Here is a 24,183-nt window from a genome sequence, read left to right on the forward strand (position 1 = left end):
TGCGCCCATGCGCACCCTCCGTCACCGTGAGATCAAGGTCACACGGAAGGCGGCGCGTACTGCGGGGAGGGCGTCGAGCAGGTCGGCCTGGATGGCGCGGATGCCGTGCGCGGTCCGGGAGTCGGTGACAAGGCCGCGGCGAGCTGACATGTGGTCACCGCACGGGCGGCGCTTGGGCGGCGGACGGCACGCTTGCTCCGGGATCGGTTCGGCCGTCGCAGATGCCTCGAGGCAGGGGTCGCCGGAGGTGCACGCGGTCGGTGACGCGGTCGACGTTTCCTGGAAGCGTGCCGGGTCGCGGGGCTGAGGTCGCAGCGGGTCGGCACGGCTGCGCAGGCCGGATCGGTTCCTGCGCCAAGGTGCTGGTGGAGACCGGCGGCGCAACGCGCGCGAGAATAGGCGCTCGTGTCCCAGAAGAAGAAGCCCGACCAGCCGCCTCCGCTTGCCGCCGACGCCGTCGACATACCGGTCCTCTTCCGTGCCGGCCCTGGAGGACGGACCAAGGGCGAATGGCGTCGGCACGACCTGGCCGCCTGGCAGCACACCGGGTTCCCCGACGCCGACGGGTGGTACCTGCCGACGACCACGTGGAGGGAGATCCTCAAGGCCGCCGTCGATGTGGGCCGTGATCTGTCCCCGTGGCTGGATCGCCCGCACTACGCAGCGCGAGAGATCCGCGCACGGATCGCCCCCATGGACACCTACCTCGACCTCCACGACGGGCCCAAGCTCCATCCTGGCAACTCGGGCCGGCGCCTGACCTCGAACGTCGTCCTGCAGGAAGGCACCGAGTCCAGCGCCCGCGGCGCCTTCTCCTACCGCCTGGGCATGACCATGGCCGAGTGGGCCTGCCGCTCCCTGATGGGCCTGGGGCAGACCTGGCACATCGAGGACAAGTGGCCGCTGGGAATCACCGACCCCGCGCACCACACCAAGCCGGTCAAGGGCCAGAAGAACCCGCGACCGGACCTGTGGGGCCGGCACGAGGGCGAGGACCGCCACTGGCTGATCGAGGCGAAGGGAGGCGACATCCGGCCGGACCGGCTGGATCGCGGATGGGAGCAGCTGAAGGGGGGTTGCACGGTGGTTCACCCCCACGATCTCGATCACCGCCTAGTCCTGTGCGGGACGGGTCTTCTGCGTCACGCGACCTCGAGGAACGACCTGTTCGTCACGATCCGCCACGCACACCACCCGGGTGAGCAGACCGGTTCGTCCGGCACGGCACCCAGTACCTCGCCGGCCTCCCCCGGGCCTCGCTCGACGGAGGACGACCTCGACGAGGACGAGAGCGGTGTCCGCCTCCTGGACGTTGCCCGCTCCCAGATGCTGCTCTTCCTCTCCCTGCGGGCCGTATGGATCGCCTCCTCCTCGCGGCTCCGTCTCGTGCCGGTCGCCCGCAACCGCGCGGAGCGCCGGCGTGCGTCGGGCCTGCTCACTCTGACGGAGGACGACGAGGCGACCCGCCATCGCCGCGACGCCCTGCGGGAACGGCCCGGTGGGCCCTCCGACGAGCAGGCGCGGGAGGTGGGGTTGGAGGCCTTCCTGACGGCCCGCATGCCGGGCACGGAGATCTACCTCGGCATGTCCCGACGGCTCTACGCCGCCTGCGAGACGCTGTACTGGGCCGACCGGGACATCGCCGCGCGCACTCCAGGTCTGCGCGCCGAGGACCTGGGGGGTGCCGAGCCGCACGAGGGCGAGATCGATCGAAGGGTGACGGCCGCCCGGCGCGAGTACCGTGAACGACAGGAGGACGCGCGGCCCCGCCTCCAGCGCCAGGTGCGGGACGCGTTCATCGAGGCGGACGACCAGCCGTGGACGTCGCGGGTGGGTGAGAACCCGGAGTTCACCGTCTCGCCCGGCACACTGGAGTCCACAACGCCGGAGACGTATCTGGCCGTGGACGCCGCGGAGATCCTGCACCGCCGGCACTGACTCGGTACCGCGGGGACGGCCACCAGGCTGCGTCGGGCCGGCCCCGGCCGTTCGGTCCTTCAGCTGTGATGCCGTTCCGCTGCGCCCCGCTCCCCCGGTCACGGCGTGTCGGCGTATGCGCCGGGATCCGGTCGCGGTCGTCACGTGCGGAACGGCACCGGGCCGCACAGTCGGTTGCCCGGTTCGGCCGGGTCGTCGCTGATCCAGAACTGCGTCCACAGCTCGGTGAACTCAGGGCGGCTGAGGTATCCGTCCCCGTCGTGGTCGAGGTGGTCAAAGACGTCGGCGATGTCGACGTCCTCGCCGTGCCATGTGTCGACAAGCCGGCGGTGCTCGGCAGGGGAGATACGGCCGTCGCCGTTCTCATCGACGGCGTCGAAGACGGTCTCGGCGGTCACGGCAACGACATCGCGCATCGCGGGCAGCAGGTCCACCATGGCGAGAAGCCCGTCCAGGTCGACCATGCCGTCCCTGTTCGTGTCCACCCGGGCCGCGTGATGGTCCCACCAGCACAGCATGACCGAGTCCGCACGTGCGGCGAGTTCGGACCCGGGTCGCGCGCGCCCAGTTTGGCGGCGTGGAATCACGGAACAGAGCTCCCCGGTGGTGGGGCGGGAATCGTTACGCCGATGTCTGTGGGCACCGCCGGCCCGGCGCCGGAACCGCAGTGGCGGGCGTACGGGTAGCTCGCTCCGGCCGGCTGGTGAGCTCGTGTCGAGCGAATGGCCCGGATGCCGTAGGGCGCACCCGTCAGGGTGCCTCCTGTCAGGGTGCCCTGGCGGACCCGGTGGGGCCGGTCTCCGTCGTTGCCCATGGCCTTGCGGACGGCGTCCTTGGTGCGAATCACCGCTCGCGGGGTGGGGCCGCGTTCGTTCCCGAACCCGCAGTCACCCGAGCCGAGGAGAGCAATGGAGACGGCGGGAGGTCCGCGGAGAGGCGCCGGAGCCGGTTCGCGCGTAAGCGTTCCCGACGGCGCGGTGCTGCTCGCGCCGGTCACTTCCGCTCCAGGGCGGCCAGCCGCAGCTCGAGCTGGTCAACCCGGTGCCGTAGCAGGGTGACCTGGGCCTCCAGGCTGACTTCTCGTTCCGCCCTGCGCTGGATGCGCGGTGACGCGGCGGCGCGCTCGATCACCGCCTCCAGCTGGACCAGGCGCTGTGGCCCGTTGGGGCCGTCCACCAGCCGGGACCGGATCTCGCCGTTGCGGTACCAGCACCGCAGGGCCGAGCGGGAAACGCCGGTCTCGGCTTCCGCCTTGGCCAGCGTGACCCAAGGTGTTTCGTCCAGTTGCTCGAACAACTCCAGCTCGCTCTGCCAGCGCGCGAGTCGGCCCTCCCAGTCCGACGGTGGCTCCATCACACCCTCCCTCCAGCACGGTGACCCTGTCATTACCAGTGTATTGACAGGGTTGAGACCCTGAAAGCATGTCATTTGAGCGGTTCACAGTGGAAGCCCGCAAGGTGGTCGTCACGGCTCAGGAGGAGGCGAGGCAGCTCAGGCACAAGTACATCGGCACGGAGCACATCCTGTTGGGACTGCTCGACGCGCCGGACAGCACGGCGACGAAGGTTCTGCACCGGCTCGGGTACGACAAGGAGACGGCGCAGGCCGACATCGTCGCGGTGGTCGAGCCCGGCACGGAGGAGCTGAGCGGCCACATCCCGTTCGCACCGCGCGCGAAGAAGACGCTGGAACTCGCCCTGCGCGAAGCACAGCAACTGCAACACAACTCCATCGGTACGGAACACATCCTGCTGGCTCTCGTCAAGGAAGGTGAGGGCGTCGGCGCGAAGGTGCTCGCCGAGCGGATCGCTCCGATCAGCAGGATCCGTGCCGCGGTGCTGGCAGCGCTGGAGGGATCGCAGGACGTTGCGGCCGTCCCTTGGCCGGCCGGCACACCTGCCACCGAGGACACGGTTTCCACCGCCAGCGCGCTTGCCGGTGGCGCACCGGTCGGCAGCCATCACCTGCTGGAGGCGATGCTGCGGACGGAGAACAGCATGGCGGCCAGGGTGCTGCGGGAACTCGGGGTCGACCCGGACGCGGTCGCCGCCAAGATCGACGCACTGGATCCGGAGACGACCACGGACGCGAACCCGGAGGAAGCCGCCGCGCGCAAGATGGAGATCCGGCTGGTCGACGATGAGGTGCACCTGATCCTTCGGGACCCGGCAACGGTCATGACCGCCAGGAAGGTCACCGAGCTGTCCGACGGCTCGATCCATGGCGTCGGGCCGGTCACCGGAATGTTCGTCCCGCTCTGGCGGTCGACCAACCAACTGCTGTCGCACATCCAGCGCATGCTCGAACCGGAAACCGAAGAAGAGGACGAGTCCGCCGCGAGCAAGGTGGCCAAGGCCGTGCGCACGGCGCTGGTGCCCCGGCTCCGACGGTGAAACGCTGAGCAACGGGCCGAACGTACCGGTAGCGCGGGAACCACGCGGGATCACTGCGCTGCGGTACCCGTTGACCGGTGCTGTGCCTTCTGCCCGAGAAGTCCCGACAGTCGGACTCCCCGCGAGCCTGGGCACAGCACCGGGCTGGGCCCGACTTCCGGCAGTCGCACCGGTACGCCCCGTGGCGTGGTCTCCGACGTAGCAGCTCCCGCCCGCATCGGGCCCCTGCCACTGGAGGCCGACCAGATCCGCTTCACCGGGGCGTGGCTCCGGGGCGGCACCGGCCGCCGGGCCGTCGTCGTTCGTCGGCGGTCGGCGGTCGGCGGTCGGCGGTCGGCTCGATGGTGTTCGAGGTGCGCCTCGCCACCCTGGCCAGCTACGCGGAACCGTGCCCGGGTGGCGGGGGTTCGGCGGCGGAATACCGGCCCCTTCTGGGAGGGAGGTTCGCGCCTGGGACCATGAGCGGATGTCGGAGGAGTCGAACCTGATGTCAAGCCTGTGGCCGCTCGCGCCATCTGGGGCCACCGATTGGCTGCTGGAACGATGCGGCGACGGCATCACCGGGTTCATGCCTCCAGCAATGCCCGACGCGGCGTGGGTGCTCAACGCTATGTACGAGCACGAGCAAGGGCCGGCCGATGTGTCGTACCACGAGTACCACCAGGCACGGCTGGCGGACGGGAGTGTCCAGCGGCACGTGTTCACGGGCCTCGACCTCGACGCAGTGAGTGTCGCCACGGGAGGAGGGCTCGGCCGCGCCGAGCACCCGGGGCCCGGTTGGCGACGGCTGCGCTGGGCCGAGCTTGCCCGGCGGACCGGTGACCAGGTCGTGGCCGACGGGCTGATGCCCTCCTATCGTTGCTTTCCCTCGGCCAAGAAGGAGGGCAGCTGGCCGCTGGGCATCATCCCGCCGACCGAGGGGAGCCTGGACCGTGAGACCTGGAACCGGCTGATCGCCATCCTCACCCAGTACAGTCCCGCGGGCCTGGACACCCGCTGTCTGGCCTACTACAACCCGCTGATGCTTGGAGCCATCGACTTCGACAACCTCCACGTGCGTGCGGGTCGGCTCGGCGACGCCGACATCCTGTACGACGAGTCGGAGGCCGACTTCAGTCCGTCGAACCTCTGGGCCGATGACCGCTCGTGGATCCTGTGTACCGACTACGACCTGTGGGCCACCAAGATCGCCGGGCCGCCAGCACTCATCAACGCACTGCTGAACGACTGTGAGATCGAGGCGGTTCGTCTGCCTTGGGCGCACTGACGACGAGTTGCTTGGACTCTTCCCCAGCACTGAAGCGCGGGCGCATTCCTGTCCCTGACCGCTGCGGCCGGACGCCCTCTACGCTCCTGTGCATGCTGCTCCCGAGCTGCTGGAGCGGTCACCGCGCGGCGTGCGGAACTGGACGAACTGGAAGAGCAGCTGGCAGGCAGCTGGCGGAGGTACGGGCGTAGCGGGACGAATTCTCCCTCGCCGAACGAGTCCTTGAGCGGGTGAGCGTGCGGCTCACCGACGAGCGTGCGTCAGCCGCGCCACCGCGGGACTACCAGCGCTTCCTCGCCGCCGTGCGGCAGGACGCCGGTGCGGTCCAGGCCCGGCAGGTCGGCGACGTCCTGGGCACCGACGTCAGCGTCCGGGCCGAGCTGGAACCGCTGCGCGGGGCACTTCCCCGTTCATTGTGGGCGATGCCGCGCACCGCCGATCGGATGCCGGGCGTACACCGCCGGCCCCAACGAGCAAACAGGCGGGGCAGGCCCGCCCCGGCCCACCGGCAGCCGCCTCCCTGCCGCCCGTTCCGTGATTTTACCTCCTCTTTACAACCTGGGGTCGCCCCGCCTCGTCTCTCCGCTCGATCCGCAACCGCCCGCCGAACCGCGCGGGCGGCCCACGAGAGAAAGCGACCCGATGCGCCGAACCGTCCTCAGTGCCACGGCATTGGCGTGCACCGCCGTGCTGGCGGCCACCGTGCCCGCCTTCGCCGACGGGACCGCACCCTCCCCGGTCCCCTCCCAGGTCCCTTCCGCGTCCCCGTCCAAGGTGCCCAGCCCCGTCCCCAGCACCCCCGCCAGGGACGACACCGCGACCGGCCGCGACCGAAGTGCCGAACCCACCCCTGCCCCAGCTCGTGACCAGGTCGAGGCGGTCCCCAAGGGTGCGCCCGACACAGGTGTCACCGTCCCCGCCACGGACTCCGGCTCCCGGGACGGGCTGATCGGCGGCACTGCCGGCGCGGCGCTCGTCCTGGCCGGCGGCGCCGTCTTCGTCGTCCGCCGCCGGGCGACCGGGGCATGACGCCGCTCTCCAGGCGCGCGTTCGGCGGCGCGGTGCTGACCTCGCTGCTCGCCGGCTGCGGCGGCGGGACCGGCCGATCCGCGCCCGCCCGCCCGTCAGGCCTCCACGACGGCATCCCGGGCGCCGCAGGCAAGCCGTCGGGGATGCCGTCGGCCACGGCGCCGGGCACCGGCGACTCCCCGCGTCCGCTACGCCGTTCGGTACCGGTCCGGCTCCGGATCCCGGCCATCGGGGTCGACACCCCGCTGCTCAGCCTCGGGCTGGAACCGGACGGCACCGTGCAGGTCCCGCCGGTCACCGCACATGACCGGGCGGGCTGGTACCGGTACTCGCCGGTGCCGGGACAACGCGGGCCGTCGGTGATCCTCGGTCACGTCACGGTCGGCTCCTACGGCGACGGAGTCTTCCGCCACCTGGACCGGCTGCGGACCGGCGAGAGGATCGTCGCGCGCCTGGAGAACGGCACGCAGGCGGAGTTCGCCGTCACCGCCACCCGCACGGTGGCCAAGGCGGACTTCCCGACCGACGACGTCTACGGGGACGTGGACCGCCCCGAGCTGCGGCTCATCACCTGCGGCGGCCCACGCGACGGCCACGGCTACCGTGACAACGTGATCGTCTTCGCCGCCGTCAGCGCCACCACCCCCTGACGGACCGGCACCCCGCGACGGCCGCCGGGCCGGCGAACGCGCCACCGCCGGCCCGGCGTCACCCTTGGCGGAGAGCCGGCCCGCCCTCAGCCCCCACACGTGCCCGCCGCGGCACCCCGACCCTGGAGAGCGTTGAAACGGTCCCGCGACAAGGCAGCGTCCGAGCTGTTCGCCGCCCTGTACCCGCGCCTCGCAGGCTGGTGCCGCCGTCTCGTCGACGACGACGAGACGGCCCACGAGATCGCCTCCGAGGCGTTCACCCGGCTCTGGGCCCGCTGGACGTCCGTGGAGGAGCCCCGCGGCTTCCTCTACGTGACCGCGGCCAACATCGTCCGCGACCACTGGCGGAAGCTGGAGCGCGAACGCCGGGCCGTACGCCGCGCCGGCACCGAGGCCTCGATCAGTCCCCACACCGAGCAGACCGACCCCTCGGTGCGCCTGCTCGTGCAGTCCCTGCCGGAACGACTGCGCGTCCCGATCCTCCTCCACTACTACGCTGACATGCCGATCCGGGAGGTGTCCGCACTGACCGGACGCAAGGAAGGAACCGTCAAGGCCGACCTTCACGCGGCCCGGGAGCTGCTCCGCGTCCACCTGAGGAGAAACCTTGACCACTCGCTTTGACGACGACCCGGAATACGCGTCCGACGACCCGCTCACGGTGATCCTGCGGCCGCCCGGTGACCACCTCGGCCCGCCGTCCGGCCGCTATGAGACGATCCGCCGCACCGCGGCCCGCCGCAAGCTGCTGCGCGCCGCAGCCGGGACCGCCCTGACGTGTGCGGCGGCGGCCCTCGTCGCGCTGCCGCTGCACCTGTCCGGCCCGGCCGCCCCCGCGACACCCGCGGTTCCGCTCGCCCCGCCGGCCCCCGCGACCGCGCCTCCACCCGCACCCGCACCGATGACGCCCGCACCGACCGCGCGGTCCTCGGACTCCGCCACGCCCAGCCCCAGCGGACGCACCGCGACCGATGCACCCCCGAGCCGGCCGAGCCACGCGGCCACCCCCGAAACCCGTAAGAGGGCACAGTCCGGCTCGTCCCGCCCGACACCGTCGCAGGAGTCGACCCGTACGTACCCCACCCCGGGTCACGTCGCTCGATGAGATCCAGCTGCCTCGGGACGCTGGAGGACCCGGTCCCGGGTCCGGTAAGGGGACCGGCCGCGGGTAACCGGCGGCACGCTGCCCGTTCTCAGCCGGCCGGCGTGCCCGCGTGGAAGTGCATCCGCCAGCCGGTATCCGTCAGACGTCCCAGGGAACTGCGCCGGACCCGGCGCCCCTGGTGGTCGGTGAAGTACGTCAGGTGAACCAGACCGGGAGCCAGCTCGCCCCCGGAGACCTCACCGACCTGGACGGGCGACTCCGGCGACACCGAGCCGCCACTGGTCACCGTGGAGACCGACCCCACGTACCACCGGCGCCCGGACGCCTTCGTACCCAGGGGGTGCGCCACTTCCAGGCTGTTACCGAGTGGCGACGACACCTTATGGGGCGTGAACCGCCGCAAGAAGGGTGCCCTCCAAATCGCGGCCTGACCCAGCCCGCCGAAACCCATGAGGTCACGGCACTAGCTTCGGTTGCGCATCATCGACATCAGCAGCCCGTGGGTCTCCTCGTCAGCGGCGGCCACAAGCCCACGGCCCGCCTCACCAATCGGGGCACCGTCGATCCCGGTGACAACACAGCCGGCAGCCCGGCACAAAGCGATGCCGGCCGCGAAATGCACGCTCCTGGACAGGTCGCCGCCATCGGTGACATACGCGGCGCGCTTGCCCGCGGCGACCCAGGCCAGCGCCAGTGTCGTGGATACGACGCGCGGCCGGAAACGTTCGACGAACTCAGGGTGCGCCAGCAGATCCACGGCCCGCAATCCGGGCGCACTCGGGAATGGCGGATCCAGATTGACGTCCACCAATCGGGTAGCGGGCGTGGGCGTCAGTGGTGCGTCGTCAGCACCGTCATGCCGCACCCAAGCGGTGTCCCCGTCGGTGAAGAACACCTCGCCGCTGAACGGGTCGGCGACCGCCGCCGCCCCATCGCGCAACGCCACGTTGACGGCAACCAGCATGTTGCCGACGGCATAGTTCAGCGTTCCACACAGGGGATCCACCAACCACTGGCGCACAGCGTCGGCGGCACCCTGCGACCCGCCTTCCTCACCGAGGACCGCATCATCGGGCCGTGCGGCACGGATGACATCGAGGATCGCCTTCTCTGCCTCCACGTCGGCGGCGGTGGCAAAGTCCCCGGCACCCTTGTCGATGCGGTCGAGCCGCTGGCCGTACAGGCGGCGGACCACGTCCGCACCAGCCCGGGCCCCGGCTGTCGCGACTGCAGCGTCGTCGGAGCTCTCGTACGAGTTGATCACGTCGTGCAGACTATCGAGGCGAAGCTACCGGCCCCGGCGAATCCTGCCGGTCAGACGCTAGAGAGGGTACGAGCCCATTCGACGCACCGGGGAACGGCATGGCGGCGCGGGCTGTGGGTTGCCGCTCGCGCGACATCCGGCTCGCACCGTCGCAGGACGCCGACAGGAGCGCCCGTAGGTGGACCGCTCCCTACGACCTGGGCTCTGCGGTGCGGCGCTCCTGCACCTGCGCGTAGGCCATCAGGCCGATCAGAACGACGAGCAGGACGGCTGACGAGCCCGCGGTACCGAGCTCCAGGCCGCCCTTGGTGACCGGCTTGGTGAGGAAGTCGCCCGCGGTGGCACCGAGGGGGCGGGTGAGGACGAAGGCGATCCAGAACAGCAGCACGTTCGGCACCGCGCGCACCTTCATCAACGCGACGAGCGCAGCGAGCACCCCGGTCACCAGCAGCGCGCCGCCCAGGTAGCCGAGGCCGGAACTGTCGGACAGGAAGTCACCCATCGACGTGCCCAGGGTGTTGGAGACGAGGATCGCCGACCAGAACAAGGCTTCTCCCCTGAAGGTGACGATGTCGCGGATCCGGAACGTCATCCCGCTCACCTTCCAGGCCAGGAAGATCGCCAGGAGCATCGAGATCAGGATCGCCGCGCCGGCCGGGTAGCCCAGACCGAGGCCCTGCGGACCCCGGCCGAGCGACTTGGCGCCGTTCGAGAGGAACTCGGCGCTGGCGTCGCGGTTCATGAAGTCGGACATCGTGGTGCCGGCCATGCTGGTGGACAGGATCACCGTCCAGTAGAAGAACGGGTTGTAGCGGCTGGACCGCAGCTGGACCGCCAGCGTCACCACGAAGATCAGGAACAACGCGATCGTGGTGAGGAAGTAGCCGAGCTCCAAGGTCTGCGAGAAGAGGTCGCCCGCCGTCTCGCCCAGGGTCGTCGCGGCGATCTTCATGATCCAGAACGCCAGGGTGACCTCGGGCAGCTTTTTCATCACCGACTCGGTCGTAGTCGACGTGCTCGCCACGTCGAGGTCGGTGAGGACCTCCTGCTTCTCCAAGAGAACTGCTCCCATCCGGTCGAACGGCAGAGCGCTCGCCCCGGAACGGTGACGAGCGCCCCGTGGAATGAGTCGGCCGTCAGGTGCGGCCGGGAACCGCCCACCCTGACAGAAATGGCCTGAGCGGTTCCTGAACGCCACTGTTCCCACAGCTCAGGCTGCGTGCACCCTTGCTTGCTCCGACTCGTCGACATCCGTTCGGGTGACGGAGAGGTAGACCACCAGGCCGAGGACGACCGCCAGAACAGGGCGCTGGTCACTACGGCGCCCAGGCCGAAGCCGCCCTCACCGGTGGGCTGGGGGAGATGGTCGCCGATCGAGGCGCCGAGGGCCGTGACGGCTGCAGCCTTACCTTCGGATCGTGTGGCTGACGAGATGAAGATGACGGCGAGGTGGAGTCCGGCAGGTTGTAGGCGCAACCCTTGTCATCACCTCGCGCTCTTGGTCGACCGAGACGCCCGGTAACCGGTCACGCCGCCTGGACGACCCCCCGGGCGCGGGCCAGCTGCCGTAGCTCGAAGCGCGCCACCGGCACCGAGGGGACGGTCTCCCAGTACGGGTGCCACCAAAGCCGCACGGACAAGCGCAGCAGACGGCGGCGCAAGGCAGTGGTGTCACGGCGGTGGGGTGCGGCGAGCGCTGCATAGGTGGCGTTCCAGTCGGCTTGCATCCGCACCAGGTCGTCGGGGAAGTCGGTCACGTCCATACAGATATTAGATCGCGTGTTCGAATTTTCTGTCACGTCGGACCGCCGCCCGTCCGACCAGCCGTGGTCGGGGGTGCGGGGGAAGGTGTGGTGGGCCGTGCGGCCACTCCGCCGACCATGACGGCTCGGCTGCGTTCGGCAGCAGCCCCCGGGCGGATGAGCTCCGCGAGCTGCCGGACCGCCTCGGTCAGCGGAAGCACGAGAGCCGAGAGCCGCGCACGGCCACCGCCACCGCGCAGCGGATGCCCGGCGGCCTCGGCGCCGAGCGCGAGCGGGAGGCGGGGCCGTACATCGGGCACGGAGCCGGGCGGCGGGCATGCTGGAGGCGCCGCAGGGCCCGGGTGCTGCGTAGACCCCCGAATGTCCGGCACGGCGACGGCGCCGTATGCCGCGAAGCCGCACCGGCGGTCCGAGGGGAATCGGACGCATCGACTCCTGCCACCTCGCCGGGAGGCCGCCGAGCGACGCCGGCTGACTGACTGGGAGATGCCCCGGTGAAGCCACTGCGGTTGTGGCTCCACCGTGCTCACGGTCCGGCGCCTGAGCGTGCTCCCGCCTCGCCTCTCGGCGCCGCGGGGGTCACGCAACTGGTCACGCCGAACGACACGTGTCCTTTCGCACACTATGCCTACTTCTGGACCTACGTGTGCCTATAAATGATTAGAAGCTTGTTCGCACTCGTCGGCGATCAGCTCACCGGTACACACAGACCAGCGGCATGGGAGAAGCGTTTGATCACGGTACGTAAACGACGCACCAGGCTGACAGCTGCGGCCGGCATACTCGGCGGCGCACTCGCAGTCACGGTCCTCGCCGGTACCAGCAGCGCTGCGACCAGCCCCATCGAGGCAGGAAATCCGCCGAAACCGCAGGCGGGGGTGGATCACGCGGCTGCTCAGGACGCGTCCGAGGCCCGTATAAAGATCACGCCCGGGCACGGTGCCCATAATGTCGGGGTCGAGGAACCCGTCGAAGTCACCGTCGGCAAGGGCAAGCTCACCAAGGTGACCATGACCGACATCGCGACCGGCGCCGAGATCCCGGGCACCCGATCCACGGACGGCACCTCCTGGAAGCTGAGCGGCCGGCTGGAGCGGGCCACCAGGTACCAGCTCACCGCAGAGGCCGAGGACACCAAGGGCCGGTCCGCCACCGAAAACGCCACGATCACCACGGTCTCCCCGGCCAACGACTTCCTCGGCCACGTCTCCCCCGAAGACGGCTCGACTGTCGGCGTGGGCATGCCGGTGACGGTCACCTTCGACAAGGCGATCGGCGACAAGGCCGCCGTGGAGTCGGAGATCCAGGTCAGCTCCAGCAGCGGCCAGCGGGCCGTCGGTCACTGGTTCAACGACGCACGTCTTGACTTCCGCCCTGAGAAGTACTGGAAACCGGGTTCGACCGTCACCGTCGAGCTCAACGTCCACGGCATCAGGAAGACGGTCACGTTCCAGATCGGCCGGAGTCAGATCAGCACCGTCGACGCCAAGACGAAGCAGATGACCGTCGTACGGGGCGGCAAGACGATCAGGACCATCCCGATCTCGTCCGGTAGCCCCGAGCACCCGACGTACAACGGCCGGATGGTCGTCTCCGAGAAGTTCGGGCACGTCCATATGAACGGTGCGAGCGTCGGTCTCACGGAGAAGGACGGCAAGCCCGCCTACGACCTCAAGGCCGTACCGCACGCCATGCGCCTGACCGACTCGGGCACGTTCATCCACGGCAACTACTGGGGTGCCGACTCGCTCTTCGGCAAGGTCAACACCAGCCACGGCTGTGTGGGCCTGAAGGACGTCAGGGGCGGCGACGACAGCAAGCAGCCCGCCGCGTGGTTCTTCGATCACTCGATGATCGGTGACGTCGTGATCGTCAAGAACTCGCAGGACAAGACCACGCTTGCCCCGGACAACGGCCTCAGTGACTGGAACATGCCGTGGAGCGAGTGGATCGCCGGTAGCGCGACCCGCTGACACCCCGCCGACACGGACGCATCGGCTGGTGATGAAGGCGGCGAGCTGTTCATCGGCGTCGGGTCCGAGAGCCAGCAGGCAGACGGCGCGCCCGGCCCGGCAGCCGGTGACCGCCCACACCGCGAGCCGCCCCGCGGTACGAGCCGGCACCATGCGGCCCGCCCCGCCCGGCGCACTGCGCGTACGGCCGCTGCCCCGCGAGACACAGCAGGATCAGTACGCTGGCGCAACAGCTACGTCACAGCCGGGGTCCGACCGATGCCCCCCGGGACATACAGCCGCACAGCCCCGTTATGGTCGTGTACATGCAGGCAAAGCAGCCGTACCAGGCCTCCGTCCCGCCGTCCCCGCCCACGCCGCCCACCGTGCCGGCCGGCAGCCGGCGTCCGCTGGTGGCCGCTCTACTGGTCGGACTGCTCGTGGGCGGCGGAGGCGTGGGCATGACCTGGGCGCTGACCGGTGGCACGTCGGGCGCGGGCAGCAGCGCCGTGGACGACGCCCGAGGCGCGTGCGAGGCGCTGGACGGCGTGGACGAGTCGAAGCTCTCGACGAAAGGCAAGACAGGCGAGCAGGTGCTGTACCGCTTCGCGGGCGCCTTCGACCTGGCCACGGCCGCCGCCGCGGGCGACTCCTCGTACAAGCCGCTCGCACGGGCCATCACCCGGGCGCAGAACCGCCACCGCCTGGTTTTCGAGGTCGACGCCGTGGTGAAGAAGGAGCTCGCCAAGGCGCGCAGCATCTGCACCGACCTCTGACCCTGCGTGTTCCTCCTTCCGGCGCGTCGCCCCAAGGCCGGCAGCACAGCCCGGGGCGCCCCTGACTGTCATGACACTGGGCCGCGTCCATGTCGACTACCGCCCCCGGCGCGCGTGGTTCGAGGCCGGGAAAGCTCCGGGCGTCTGCAGAGAGCGTTCGCGCGGAGCAGACGCCGCAGGCCGACCACCCCGACCCCGCACCGAACTCGCCCAGCGCCCCCTGGGGTTCGCCGAACGAACTCCGCTGACTCACCCCGGAGCCGTTCCACCTCCCCGAGGCTCATACCGGAGAGGATGCCACCACCAGCGGGGATCACCCAGCTGCTAGTTGATGCAGAGTCCGTTGCACACGTACTGCCAGAAGGCCCCGCAGCCGCGGTACATGTGGCAGCCGCTCTGGCCGTACTGGCAGTGGGTGGCGTTCGTGCACTGGTCGTCTTCGTCCGTGCACGTGCACGCGCCGCCCGCGGGGCGCGCCGTCGACTCGGCGGTCTCGGCCGGCCCGAGGGTGCCCAGCAGCGCACTGCGGCCGTCCGGGCCGAACGTCTCGGATGCGGATCGGCTCAGCCGCTTCAGTTCGGCCGAGGTCGCCGTCCTGTTGTCGTCAGCGAAGTGGTCGGGTGAGGAGGCCCAGGCGACGGCCCTGTCGTAGACGGCACGCTGTTCCGGGTTCATCCCTGGCCGGGTGGCACGGTAGTGCTCCAGGTGTGCGAGCCACATCCGGCTGCGCGTCTGCGCGGACAGCTCGCCGTAGATGGCTCGGCGGTAGACGAGCGGATAGGCCACCAGGTCCCCGTACGTCTGCGGGAGGTTCTTCCTGTTCCGCTGTGCCCAGGTGAGCGCGGTCTTGCAGGAGTCCTCCGCGAACGCCGGTGTCCTGCCGAGGAGGACGATCCCGGCAGCCACCGCCGCGCCGGTTCCCAGGCGCAGGAACTGCGACCGTCCCGCTGCTCACCCCCACCGCGGGGTCGATGTACACCGCGCCGCCGGTCAGGTCGCTCAGCCGGACGGTGACGAGCACCTCTTCCGGGGAGCCCCCGTGGTCGAAATCGCCCAGCGCGACGCTTCCGACGGAAGCGGTGTCCCGGTTCTCCACGGCCGAGCCGTAGGTGCCGCTTCGGCTGAACGGCCCCAGGAAGCGCATCGACCCCTCGTACCCGGCGACGAGGACCTCAGGCTTCACGCCGGGGCCGGTGCTCTGCGCTGCAACGTCGAGGCCGTAACAACTGCCTGAGGTGGTCGCGGGCAGGTCGGTGCCGGACGTCTGGCCCTTCTTGACTCCCCAAAGGACCGTCACCGTGCCGGCGTCCCTGCCGTGCGCGGTGTCCTCGTACGGGGCGGGGACCACCAGATCCGCATAGCCGTCCCGGTTCAGGTCGGCCGTCGCGGCGGCGCCACCGAAGCCGTCGGCCGTCTCGGCCGTGCCGGGCACCCCCGCGGTGTTCGCCAGCACGAGGAACTGACGCCCCGGCTCCGGATCACACTCCAGTCTGATCCCCATGAGGTGCTGTACGTCGGCTTCGACGGCCCGGCCGCACTCGGCGAACTCTCCATCCAGCTGACCGTCCGGGACGGGGCCCGTACCGATTCCGCCTCCGAGTCGATGGCACCACCATGTCACCCTCGTCACCGGCGCCCATGCCTTCCTCACCCTGCGACGGCTCGCACATACTTCCCGCCGACCCTGCGTGCGGGTGAGTTCTGCCTTTCGTCTGGGTGCAGCGCGGTCATTTCGGACAGGCTGGAAGCGCTGCAGTACCAGCGCGGTGCGAGGACACGTGAGGGTCGACGTCAAAAGCACCCACGTGCTTCTCAGCAACGCCGTCCGCCGGCCGACGCGTTCGACACGACCTGCCTCCCCTGTACCCGGCCGACGCCGGTGTGGTCTTACATATGTCGCATCATCCGCCGGAGACCGCAGCCGGACCGAGACCGAAGTCCCCCCCCCACGCGCCGAAACGGGTATTCCATGCGCTTTCCGATCCGCCGAATGCTCCGCCCGCGGCCCTGGTCCGTCTTCAGTGCCGTGGTGATCCTGCTCGCCCTGGCTGTCGTCCCTGCCCAGCGCGCTCACGCTGTCAACGGGAGCACCTCGCCGTGTGCGCTGCAGGGACAGGGAACCGCGCTCAACGAGGGCCAGAACACCGACTACACCCAGTACCTGAATCCGATCGGCACCAAGAACATCGGCGTGGTGTACGTGGACTTCCCCGACACAACCGGCGCCGGAGATGTCGCGGACTACTACAACCTCCTGTCCCCGGCCGCCAACTGGGTGTGGGACGCCTCGTACGGCAGGACCTGGCTGAAGATGCGGACGGCGTCGAACCGGTGGGTACGGATGCCCTCCGCCTCCGACACCTACGGCTTTCCCGTCCCCTCCTACAAGCAGCACTCGCGGTACGTGACCGACGCGCTGCGGGCCGCGGCCGCCGCCGGAGCCGACCTGTCCGGGTACGACATGTTCTACATCGTCTCGACCGCCCACTCCCAGGTCTCCCGCTCCACCGCGTGGTTCGGGACCCCCACTGCTCCGGTCGTCGTCAACGGGACGACGATCCGCTGGGCGGTGACGTTCGGCACGGACATGTGGCACTGGGGCCACAAAGTGGCTGCCCACGAGACCGCCCACGCCTTCGGAGCACCCGATCTGTACGCCTTCGGCGGCGATCCCTACCCGTTCACCCGCGGCTGGGACCTCATGGGCTACCTGGCCGGCCGGGGTCCGCAGTACTTCGGCTGGACTTCGTGGAAGTTCGGCTGGACCGGTGACGATCAGGTCGTGTGCGTCTGGCAGCCCAGAACCCAGAACACCGCCACCCTGAACGGTGTGGAGTACACCGGCGGCACCAAGCTGCTGGTGGTCACGACCGGCCCGACCACCGCCTATGTCGCCGAGGCCCGCCGGAAGGCGTACAACGACTCCGCCGCCTGTTCCTCCGGCGTCATCGTCTACAGGGTCGACACCTCCGTGGCGAACGGCCAGGGACCGATCCGGGTGGTGCCCAACCCGAACGCCGCGGCACCACCGGCAGGCTGCGACCCGCTGGACATGGCCACCTGGCAGCCCGGCCAGACCTTCTACGACCGTGGCGCCAACGTCCAGTTCACCGTCCGATCCGCGGACGCGCAGAACAGCACGGTGAACGCCGTCAAGTGGTGACCTGTCACCCCTGTCCGGGTGCCAGGGCCGCACAGGCACCCCAGCACCGTCGCCCGCCGCTGAACATGCAGTCAGTGATGTAGGGGCGTAGAGGCGTAGAGGCAGCGGTAGCCGGCGGCAGTCATGTGGCCGGGTCTGACCAGGTAGAGGCGCCGGGGTCCCAGCCGCCGGAAGCGGCTGGCGGCGACCGCCACGTCGGCGGCGGCGCGCGGTGCCTCGGGTTCGCGGGTGAAGCTGCACTCGCCGGCGTCATGATGCCCCGCATGAGTTCCCGCGCCCGAGAGGGCGTTGCGCCCTAGGCTGCCAGAAAGGCTCCGGTTCGTTCCGCGTACTGCCGCACGCCCTCGGCCGTCTCACCCGCCCAGCCGACGTATCCGTCCGGCCGGACCAGAAAGACGCCCGGGCCGTACGACGCCGGAGCGGCGTGCAGGGATCGGAGGCCCGGCACCGACGCGCCGAGCAGCGTCCAGTGCGGGCCCCGGAACGTGTCGAAGAGGCGTACGCCGTCCACCGTGCCGTCCGGGGCACGGTCGCCCGCACGAACCCCGGACGGAGCCGTGCGCGTGTCCAGGCTGAGCGACGAATCCCGGTATCCGACCCCCAGTTGGACCGTCGACTTGCCGCGCTGTACCTCGCCGCGGTGCACCCCCGTCGACAGGTCCAGCATGGCGGCGGCGTTCGCTCGCCGCTCCTCCTCGTAGCTGTTCAGCAGTGTCTCCGGCGCCCCGCCCCGCAGCACCGCGCCCAGCTTCCAGCCCAGGTTGTAGGCGTCCTGGACACTGGTGTTCAGGCCCTGCGCCCCGGCCGGCGAGTGCACGTGCGCCGCGTCACCCGCGAGGAACACCCGGCCCGCCCGGAAGCGGTCCGCCAGGGCGGCGCGCGGCCGGAAGTCGGACGCCCAGCGCACCTCGGTCACGTCCTCGGCGTTCAGGTGGGTGTACCGGGCCACCAGCTTGCGGATGCCGTCGGGGGACACGTCGGGTTCCGAACCCTCCGGCAGGCGCGCCTGGAGCTGGAAGTCCTCCGTGCCGGCCAGCGGGCACAGCCCGAGGGCGCTGCCGTCGTCCTGCGGGAAGGCGTGCCAGTGGTTCCGGTCCAGGCCGTCCAGCCGCAGGTCCGCGACGACGAACGGTGCCGGGTCGACGGCCTCCCCTGTCAAGTCGATGCCCAGGGCCCGCCGGACCGCTGAGCGTCCGCCGTCGCACGCGACCACGTACCGTGCGCGGACCGTCGTACCGTCGGCGAACCGCACGCTCGCGCCGTCCGCGTCCTGCGTCAGTCCGGTCACCTCCCGTCCGAAGGCGACCGGCCCTCCCCCACGCTCGGCTTGGTTCGCGCGGGACGACCGCCACCATGCGGTCAGCCGCGTGTGCAGCACCTCCTGCGTCCGCCACTGCGGGATCATCCGCGGCTCGGTGTACGGCGTGCCCTCGTCGGCCTCGATCTTCTCGAACATCGACTGCTCGCCGACCCGTGCGCCGTCCTTCCAGATCATCCGGTTCGGGTAGGGGCCGCTCGCCGCCAGGACGGCGTCCAGCACGCCGAGGTCGTCGAGGACCTCCAGGGTGCGCGGCTGGAGCCCCTTGCCGCGCGATCCGGGGAAGAGCCCGGGCGCGCGTTCCACCACCAGGGCGTCCACCCCTCGCCGGGCCAGGTCGATGCCGAGGGTGAGACCCGTCGGACCCGCGCCCACGATCAGGACATCCATCATGATTCCTCCTTAACATTGTTAAGTCCGGGTACCAGAAGAGTGCCCTTAACGCCGTTAAGCTGTCAAGCTGTACGGCGTGAGTACGGAACGACGGGCGCCCCTGGACCGCAACCGGGTCGTGGACACCGCGCTGCGACTGCTGAACGAGGCCGGGCTGGAAGGGCTCACCCTGCGCGCCATCGCCAGGGAACTGGACGTCAAGGCGCCCGCGCTCTACTGGCACTTCAAGGACAAGCAGGCCCTGCTGGACGAGATGGCGACCGAGATGTACCGGCGGATGGTCGCCGGTACCGCCCTCGACCCCGCCGACACCTGGCGTGAGCGGCTGCTGAAGATCAACCGCGGACTGCGGACCGCGCTGCTCGGCTACCGCGACGGCGCCAAGGTCTTCAGCGGCTCACGCTTCACGGGCACGGGCCACGCCCCCGAGCTGGAAGCCAACCTACGGCTGCTGACGGAGGCCGGACTGACCCTCGCCCAAGCGATCGACGCGGGGCGGACGGCGCACATGTACACCCTCGGTTTCGTCACCGAGGAACAAGGTGTGCAGCCGCTGCCGGGCGAGCGCCGGGAGGGGTACGACATCGATGAACGCGCCCGGCGCCTGTCCGGCTTCCCGCTCGCGGCGGAGGCCGGGAAGCTGCTCTTCGACGACTACGACCGGCAGTTCGAAGAGGGGCTGGCGCTGCTCGTCGCCGGGATCGGGGCACGGTACGGGATCAGCTGAGGGGACCGCCGGCCGACAATGAGGCGAACTCCCGGGACAGCGCGGGCGTGCGCTTCAGCGCCTTCTTCAGCCGCAGGCCGAACGGTTCCTCCACCAGCCGGTGGAACAGCCGGGCCAGCACCCGGCATGCCGGTTCGCCTTGACCAGGGACGTCCCACGGGAAGCTGCCCGGCAGGCCGCCGCAGCCTCGCCTGATCCCTCACCCCAGCCGGGTCACCGCGACGGCCACATGCCCCTTCGCTGCTCCGGTCGCCGGATGCCGCGCTGCAAGCTCGCAAGGGACTGCTGCTCGGCAGGCACCGCCGAGGAACCGGAAGGAATCCCGGCTGAGAGACCGAGCACGGCGAGTCCCTGAGCACGAGCGACTGGCGATGAAATGCTGCTCCCAGCACAGCCCACCGCAATCGCCGAAACACCGGAGAAGCTGGACTCGTGATGCGTACTCTGTGGGGGGTGATCGGACCAGAGCGTTTGACTGTGTTCCTGACCGTTGTGACGGTGCTGATCGCCGTGCCGGGGCCGAGCGTCCTGTTCGTGGTGAGCCGTGGAGTGGCGCTGGGCCGAAAGGCCGCCGTGTCGACGGCGGTGGGGAACGAAGCGGGGTTGCTCGTTCAGGTGGTGCTGGTGGCGTTCGGGTTGGGGGAGGTCCTTGCCCGCTCCCTGCTCGCCTTCTCGGTTCTGAAGTTCGCCGGTGCGCTCTATCTCGTCCATCTCGGTGTTCACGCCTGGCGCCGACGCAATTCGCTGATGGTGAAGGATCAGACCGCGTCGGCGTCGGACCGTCCGGCGCGGATTCTCCGGGAGGGCTTCATCGTCGGGGTGAGCAATCCCAAGGGACTGCTGATCTTCGGTGCGGTGCTGCCGCAGTTCGTCGACGCGTCGGCGGGAAACGCACAGGTGCAACTGCTGCTGCTGGGCCTTGTCTGCGTCCTGATCGCGTTGGTCTCCGACGCGGCATGGGGCCTCCTCGCTGGAACTGCCCGCAACTGGCTGGCCGGTTCACCACGGCGGCTCTCCTGGATCGGCGGGACGTCGGGCGTCGTGATGGTCGGCCTGGGGATCCGGCTCGCGTTCAGCGGCCGGAAATGAATCGGGCCAGGACAGGAATGAGCCTGCCCGCCTCTGCGGCTCGGGCGCCCAGGATGTCGCCGGTCGGACAGCTGCTGGTGTTGCGGTTCCGCCGGGGGTGAAGGCGGTGAACAAGGTGCCGGCCGACGCCGGCGGGATTCAACCGGTCTCCGCAGCCGCTCCTCCCACCGCCGTGACGTCCACTACCGGTTCAAGCAGAGGCCGCGTAGCGGTGTTCTTCCTTCGGGCTCCAGCTCAGCTCGACGGCCCGGACACGACTGGGTTGTCGTACCCGTGGGTTTGCCACTACCGCGACGGGTCATGCGCACATCCAGTACCTCAGACCGGCAAGCGAGGAAGGTGAGCGACATGGCCGCCGGCGAGAAGGCCAGGGCCAAGGCCGAACAGGCAGTGGGCAAAGCCGCCCAGGCAGCCGGACACGCCGTGGGCAACCGCAAGTCGGTCGCCAAGGGCCGTGCCGCCGAGGCCGCGGGTGACGCCCGCGAGGCCAAGGAGACGCTGAAGAGCACCGGCCGGCACTGACAGACACGAGGCAGCGCGTCGGGGGCGGTCCCGCGATCGGGGCCGCCCCCGACACACGCCCTCCCCCGTCCCACATCACTGGATGGAAAGCCCCCGCGCTACGGGCCGGTGCCGCCCCGCCGTTCACGAAGTGATCGCGCTGCGCACCGGCGCGCCGGCGCCGCGTCCGTCGCCGACCCGGCCCGCAGTTCTCCCTCGTCCCCCTCCACCGCCCCAGCCCGGTCCGCCGGGCGGTCCCCGTGCGTACGAACGCGGGCGCGGGCGCTTGGCCGCCGTTGTCGCCGTATTCGTTGACAGCGTGCGCACGGGCCACGAAACTGGCCTGCGATCCGGTTGGGAGCGCTCCCATGTCCATGGCGAGGCGTCAGGCCGGACACCGGATTCACCGCCTGCTCGTCCGCCGTTTCGCGAGGAGCTTCCAGACGTGATCAGACGCCGACTGTCCGCACTGGCCGTGATGGCTCTCGCCGCGGCCACGCTGACCGCCGTCCCGGTAGGCATGGCCACCGCGGACGAGGTCGAACAGGTCAAGAACGGTTCGTTCGCCACGGGCACGGACCCGTGGTGGACGACCGGCAACGTCACCGGGGAACTGTCCGACGGGCAGCTGTGCGCGAACGTGCCCGGTGGCACGACCAACCGCTGGGATGCAGCGATCGGGCAGAACGACATCGCCCTCGTGAAGGGAGAGTCGTACAGGCTCAGCTTCAAGGCCTCAGGTTCACCGGAGGGGCACGTCCCGCGGGTGATCGTCGGGCTGTCGGTGTCGCCGTACGACACGTATTACGAGGTGAGCCCGCAGGTGAGCGTCTCGGGCAACACCTATGCGTACACCTTCACCGCGCCCGTCGACACCGCGCAGGGCCAGGTCGGGTTCCAGGTCGGCGGGAGCGCCGATCCCTGGCGCTTCTGCATGGACGACGTGTCGCTGGTCGGCGGCGTACCGCCCGAGGTGTACGAACCGGACACCGGCCCGCGGGTGCGCGTCAACCAGGTCGCCTACCTGCCCGCGGGCCCCAAGAACGCGACTCTGGTCACCACCGCCACCGAGCGGCTGCCCTGGCAGTTGAAGAACGGCGTGGGGGCGACCGTCGCCCACGGGCGCACGGTGCCGCGCGGGGTGGACGCTTCCTCCGGCCAGCACGTGCAGTCGATCGACTTCAGCTCCTACCGCAAGCGGGGCACGGGCTTCACGCTGGTCGCCGACGGTGAGACCAGTCGTCCGTTCGACATCAGCCCGGTCCCGTACGGGCAATTGCGGGCCGACGCGCTGAAGTACTACTACACCCAGCGCAGCGGCATCGAGATCCGCGACGCGCTGCGCCCGGGGTACGCGCGACCCGCGGGCCACGTCGGCACCTCCCCGAACGAGGGCGACGTCGACGTGCCGTGCCAGCCAGGCGTGTGCGACTACCGGCTCGACGTCAGCGGCGGTTGGTACGACGCAGGCGACCACGGCAAGTACGTCGTCAACGGTGGTGTCGCCACCTGGCAGTTGCTGAACGAGTACGAGCGCTCCCGGGGGGCCCGCACCGGGCAGCCGGGGAAGCTCGGTGACGGCGCGCTGGCCATTCCGGAGAGCGGCAACAAGGTGCCGGACATCCTGGACGAGGCGCGTTGGGAGCTGGAGTTCCTGCTCAAGATGCAGGTGCCGCAGGGCGAGCCGCTCGCGGGCATGGCCCACCACAAGATCCACGACGCGAACTGGACCGGGCTGCCGCTGCTGCCCAGCGACGACCCGCAGCAACGCGAGCTGCACCCGCCGTCCACCCAGGCGACCCTGAACCTGGCCGCCACGGCCGCACAGGCCGCACGGCTCTACCGCCCCTACGACCGCGCGTTCGCCTCCCGGGCGCTCAAGGCCGCCGAGTCGGCATGGGCCGCCGCGGAGGCCCACCCCGCGATGTATGCGTCAGACAGCGACGGGATCGGCGGCGGCGCCTACTCCGACAGCGACGCGAACGACGAGTTCTACTGGGCGGCGGCCGAGCTCTACCTCACGACCGGTGAGAAGCAGTTCGCCGACCACCTCCTGGCCTCCCCGCTGCACACCGCGGACGTCTTCGGCGCCACCGGTTTCGACTGGGGCCGGACGGCCGCCCTGGGCCGGCTCGACCTCGCGACCGTCCCCAACCGGCTGCCCGGCCGCGACCAGGTGCGCCGGTCCGTGGTCAAGGCCGCCGACGCCTACCTGGCGACCCTCGACGCGCACCCCTACGGCCTGCCGTACGCGCCCACCGGCAACTCGTACGACTGGGGTTCCAACAGCCAGATCCTCAACAACGCGCTGGTGATCGCCGACGCGTACGACATCACCGGGCGCGCCGCCTACCGTGACGGCGCGGTGCAGAGCATGGACTACATCCTGGGCCGCAACGCGCTCAACCAGTCGTACGTGACCGGTTACGGCGAGGTCGCCTCGCACAACGAGCACAGCCGCTGGTACGCCCACGAGCTGGACCCGGCTCTCCCGAACCCGCCGAAGGGGACGCTCGCGGGAGGGGCGAACTCCAGCATCCAGGACCCCTACGCCCAGGGGAAGCTCCAGGGCTGCGTAGGACAGTTCTGCTACATCGACGACATCCAGTCCTGGTCCACGAACGAGACCGCCATCAACTGGAACGCGGCACTCGCCTGGATGGCGGCTTTCGTCGCGGACCAGGGGAACAGCTAGGCCCTCTCGTTCGGATCATGCCGGGCTCGCGGGCCTGATCCGAACGAAAGACCCTAGCCTCCCCGAACCGGCCGGGGGGGGGGGGGGCCCCCACCCCCCCCCCCCCCCCCGGGGGCGCCCCCCCCCCCCCCCCCGCCCCCGCCCGGGGGGGGGGGGCGCC

At 70.3% G+C, this 24,183-nt stretch carries 24 protein-coding genes and 1 pseudogene; 14 read left to right on the forward strand and 11 right to left on the reverse strand.

Translation table 11 applies throughout. The features are described 5' to 3' along the window. Nucleotides 1-21 precede the first annotated feature (21 nt). Complete coding sequence (locus ACF1BE_RS26730) at nt 22-150, reverse strand: hypothetical protein (RefSeq protein WP_392201553.1); 129 nt, start codon at nt 148-150, stop codon at nt 22-24. Between the two features lie 255 nt (nt 151-405). Here ACF1BE_RS26730 and ACF1BE_RS26735 point away from each other — a divergent pair, with 255 nt between their 5' ends. Continuing rightward, a complete protein-coding gene (locus ACF1BE_RS26735; protein WP_392201554.1) occupies nt 406-1,938 on the forward strand; it encodes a gamma-glutamyltransferase in 1,533 nt (510 codons plus the stop codon). 140 nt (nt 1,939-2,078) lie between these two features. Here the strand turns inward: ACF1BE_RS26735 and ACF1BE_RS26740 are convergent, their stop codons facing one another. After that, nucleotides 2,079-2,423, reverse strand: a complete 345-nt coding sequence (locus ACF1BE_RS26740) for an EF-hand domain-containing protein (protein WP_392201555.1) — start codon at nt 2,421-2,423, stop codon at nt 2,079-2,081. 508 nt (nt 2,424-2,931) lie between these two features. Further along, a complete protein-coding gene (locus tag ACF1BE_RS26745; RefSeq protein ID WP_392201556.1) occupies nt 2,932-3,291 on the reverse strand; it encodes an excisionase in 360 nt (119 codons plus the stop codon). 173 nt (nt 3,292-3,464) lie between these two features. On the opposite strand from ACF1BE_RS26745, the gene ACF1BE_RS26750 reads away from it, so the two are divergent. The 6 genes from ACF1BE_RS26750 to ACF1BE_RS26775 all read left to right on the forward strand — a co-directional run bounded on the left by ACF1BE_RS26750 (nt 3,465) and on the right by ACF1BE_RS26775 (nt 8,382). Then, nucleotides 3,465-4,331 (forward strand): Clp protease N-terminal domain-containing protein, encoded by an 867-nt coding sequence (locus tag ACF1BE_RS26750; RefSeq protein ID WP_392201557.1) that lies wholly within the window; start codon nt 3,465-3,467, stop codon nt 4,329-4,331. A gap of 466 nt (nt 4,332-4,797) precedes the next feature. Then, entirely contained in the window at nt 4,798-5,598 is an 801-nt protein-coding gene (locus ACF1BE_RS26755) for a hypothetical protein (protein WP_392201558.1), read from the forward strand. A 642-nt stretch (nt 5,599-6,240) separates the two neighbouring features. Next, entirely contained in the window at nt 6,241-6,627 is a 387-nt protein-coding gene (locus tag ACF1BE_RS26760) for a sortase-dependent protein (RefSeq protein WP_392201559.1), read from the forward strand. Continuing rightward, nucleotides 6,624-7,277: a class F sortase gene (locus tag ACF1BE_RS26765; RefSeq protein ID WP_392201560.1), complete on the forward strand. Its 654-nt coding sequence runs from the start codon at nt 6,624-6,626 to the stop codon at nt 7,275-7,277. The genes ACF1BE_RS26760 and ACF1BE_RS26765 overlap by 4 nt, the downstream gene beginning before the upstream one ends. Before the next feature lie 132 nt (nt 7,278-7,409). Beyond that, nucleotides 7,410-7,901: an RNA polymerase sigma factor gene (locus ACF1BE_RS26770; RefSeq protein ID WP_392201561.1), complete on the forward strand. Its 492-nt coding sequence runs from the start codon at nt 7,410-7,412 to the stop codon at nt 7,899-7,901. Continuing rightward, entirely contained in the window at nt 7,885-8,382 is a 498-nt protein-coding gene (locus tag ACF1BE_RS26775) for a hypothetical protein (RefSeq protein WP_392201562.1), read from the forward strand. Before ACF1BE_RS26770 ends, ACF1BE_RS26775 begins: the two co-directional genes overlap by 17 nt. Nucleotides 8,383-8,470: 88 nt before the next feature. On the opposite strand, the gene ACF1BE_RS26780 is transcribed toward ACF1BE_RS26775, so the two are convergent. The 4 genes from ACF1BE_RS26780 to ACF1BE_RS26795 form a co-directional block, all read right to left on the reverse strand. Further along, on the reverse strand, nt 8,471-8,731 hold the full coding sequence (locus ACF1BE_RS26780) for a DUF4440 domain-containing protein (RefSeq protein WP_392201563.1): 261 nt from the start codon (nt 8,729-8,731) through the stop codon (nt 8,471-8,473). 114 nt (nt 8,732-8,845) lie between these two features. After that, a complete protein-coding gene (locus tag ACF1BE_RS26785) occupies nt 8,846-9,646 on the reverse strand; it encodes an inositol monophosphatase family protein (protein ID WP_392201564.1) in 801 nt (266 codons plus the stop codon). 190 nt (nt 9,647-9,836) lie between these two features. Then, nucleotides 9,837-10,703, reverse strand: coding sequence for a hypothetical protein (locus tag ACF1BE_RS26790; RefSeq protein ID WP_392201565.1), 867 nt, complete (start codon nt 10,701-10,703; stop codon nt 9,837-9,839). 469 nt (nt 10,704-11,172) lie between these two features. After that, nucleotides 11,173-11,409 carry a hypothetical protein gene (locus tag ACF1BE_RS26795; RefSeq protein WP_392201566.1) on the reverse strand — a complete coding sequence of 79 codons (237 nt, stop codon included), beginning with the start codon at nt 11,407-11,409 and terminating at the stop codon, nt 11,173-11,175. 731 nt (nt 11,410-12,140) lie between these two features. Here ACF1BE_RS26795 and ACF1BE_RS26800 point away from each other — a divergent pair. Beyond that, nucleotides 12,141-13,382, forward strand: a complete 1,242-nt coding sequence (locus tag ACF1BE_RS26800) for an Ig-like domain-containing protein (protein ID WP_392201567.1) — start codon at nt 12,141-12,143, stop codon at nt 13,380-13,382. A 305-nt stretch (nt 13,383-13,687) separates the two neighbouring features. Next, entirely contained in the window at nt 13,688-14,137 is a 450-nt protein-coding gene (locus ACF1BE_RS26805; protein WP_392201568.1) for a hypothetical protein, read from the forward strand. A gap of 324 nt (nt 14,138-14,461) precedes the next feature. On the opposite strand, the gene ACF1BE_RS26810 is transcribed toward ACF1BE_RS26805, so the two are convergent. Continuing rightward, nucleotides 14,462-15,043, reverse strand: coding sequence for a bacteriocin fulvocin C-related protein (locus tag ACF1BE_RS26810; RefSeq protein WP_392201569.1), 582 nt, complete (start codon nt 15,041-15,043; stop codon nt 14,462-14,464). Nucleotides 15,044-15,473: 430 nt separating this feature from the next. Next, nucleotides 15,474-15,638 (reverse strand): annotated as a pseudogene (locus tag ACF1BE_RS26815) (FG-GAP repeat protein); the annotation flags it as partial. Nucleotides 15,639-16,127: 489 nt separating this feature from the next. On the opposite strand from ACF1BE_RS26815, the gene ACF1BE_RS26820 reads away from it, so the two are divergent. Then, the gene (locus ACF1BE_RS26820; RefSeq protein ID WP_392201570.1) at nt 16,128-17,300 is read left to right on the forward strand and encodes a peptidase M6; all 1,173 of its coding nucleotides are present in this window, start codon (nt 16,128-16,130) and stop codon (nt 17,298-17,300) included. A 295-nt stretch (nt 17,301-17,595) separates the two neighbouring features. Here the strand turns inward: ACF1BE_RS26820 and ACF1BE_RS26825 are convergent, their stop codons facing one another. Next, a complete protein-coding gene (locus tag ACF1BE_RS26825; protein WP_392201571.1) occupies nt 17,596-19,011 on the reverse strand; it encodes an FAD-dependent monooxygenase in 1,416 nt (471 codons plus the stop codon). A 76-nt stretch (nt 19,012-19,087) separates the two neighbouring features. On the opposite strand from ACF1BE_RS26825, the gene ACF1BE_RS26830 reads away from it, so the two are divergent. Continuing rightward, entirely contained in the window at nt 19,088-19,738 is a 651-nt protein-coding gene (locus tag ACF1BE_RS26830) for a TetR/AcrR family transcriptional regulator C-terminal domain-containing protein (RefSeq protein WP_392201572.1), read from the forward strand. Here the strand turns inward: ACF1BE_RS26830 and ACF1BE_RS26835 are convergent. Beyond that, a complete protein-coding gene (locus ACF1BE_RS26835) occupies nt 19,731-19,859 on the reverse strand; it encodes a hypothetical protein (RefSeq protein WP_392201573.1) in 129 nt (42 codons plus the stop codon). The genes ACF1BE_RS26830 and ACF1BE_RS26835 overlap by 8 nt on opposite strands. 332 nt (nt 19,860-20,191) lie before the next feature. Between ACF1BE_RS26835 and ACF1BE_RS26840 the strand changes: the two genes are divergently transcribed. From ACF1BE_RS26840 to ACF1BE_RS26850, 3 genes are all read left to right on the forward strand, one after another. Beyond that, the gene (locus tag ACF1BE_RS26840) at nt 20,192-20,827 is read left to right on the forward strand and encodes a LysE family translocator (protein WP_392201574.1); all 636 of its coding nucleotides are present in this window, start codon (nt 20,192-20,194) and stop codon (nt 20,825-20,827) included. Between the two features lie 348 nt (nt 20,828-21,175). Continuing rightward, on the forward strand, nt 21,176-21,349 hold the full coding sequence (locus tag ACF1BE_RS26845) for a CsbD family protein (RefSeq protein WP_392201575.1): 174 nt from the start codon (nt 21,176-21,178) through the stop codon (nt 21,347-21,349). Between the two features lie 457 nt (nt 21,350-21,806). Next, nucleotides 21,807-24,023: a glycoside hydrolase family 9 protein gene (locus ACF1BE_RS26850; protein WP_392201582.1), complete on the forward strand. Its 2,217-nt coding sequence runs from the start codon at nt 21,807-21,809 to the stop codon at nt 24,021-24,023. Nucleotides 24,024-24,183 lie beyond the last annotated feature (160 nt).

The organism is Streptomyces sp. NPDC014991 (assembly GCF_043080665.1).
In the GTDB taxonomy this organism is placed as follows: domain Bacteria; phylum Actinomycetota; class Actinomycetes; order Streptomycetales; family Streptomycetaceae; genus Streptomyces.

Bases quoted from the DNA above. Each gene is read 5' to 3' on its own strand.
- ACF1BE_RS26730 (WP_392201553.1), bottom strand. From the start codon at position 150: ATGTCAGCTCGCCGCGGCCTTGTCACCGACTCCCGGACCGCGCACGGC.
- ACF1BE_RS26745 (WP_392201556.1), bottom strand. From the start codon at position 3,291: ATGGAGCCACCGTCGGACTGGGAGGGCCGACTCGCGCGCTGGCAGAGC.
- ACF1BE_RS26755 (WP_392201558.1), top strand. From the start codon at position 4,798: ATGTCGGAGGAGTCGAACCTGATGTCAAGCCTGTGGCCGCTCGCGCCA.
- ACF1BE_RS26760 (WP_392201559.1), top strand. From the start codon at position 6,241: ATGCGCCGAACCGTCCTCAGTGCCACGGCATTGGCGTGCACCGCCGTG.
- ACF1BE_RS26765 (WP_392201560.1), top strand. From the start codon at position 6,624: ATGACGCCGCTCTCCAGGCGCGCGTTCGGCGGCGCGGTGCTGACCTCG.
- ACF1BE_RS26795 (WP_392201566.1), bottom strand. From the start codon at position 11,409: ATGGACGTGACCGACTTCCCCGACGACCTGGTGCGGATGCAAGCCGAC.
- ACF1BE_RS26805 (WP_392201568.1), top strand. From the start codon at position 13,688: ATGCAGGCAAAGCAGCCGTACCAGGCCTCCGTCCCGCCGTCCCCGCCC.
- ACF1BE_RS26820 (WP_392201570.1), top strand. From the start codon at position 16,128: ATGCTCCGCCCGCGGCCCTGGTCCGTCTTCAGTGCCGTGGTGATCCTG.
- ACF1BE_RS26825 (WP_392201571.1), bottom strand. From the start codon at position 19,011: ATGATGGATGTCCTGATCGTGGGCGCGGGTCCGACGGGTCTCACCCTC.
- ACF1BE_RS26845 (WP_392201575.1), top strand. From the start codon at position 21,176: ATGGCCGCCGGCGAGAAGGCCAGGGCCAAGGCCGAACAGGCAGTGGGC.
- ACF1BE_RS26850 (WP_392201582.1), top strand. From the start codon at position 21,807: ATGGCTCTCGCCGCGGCCACGCTGACCGCCGTCCCGGTAGGCATGGCC.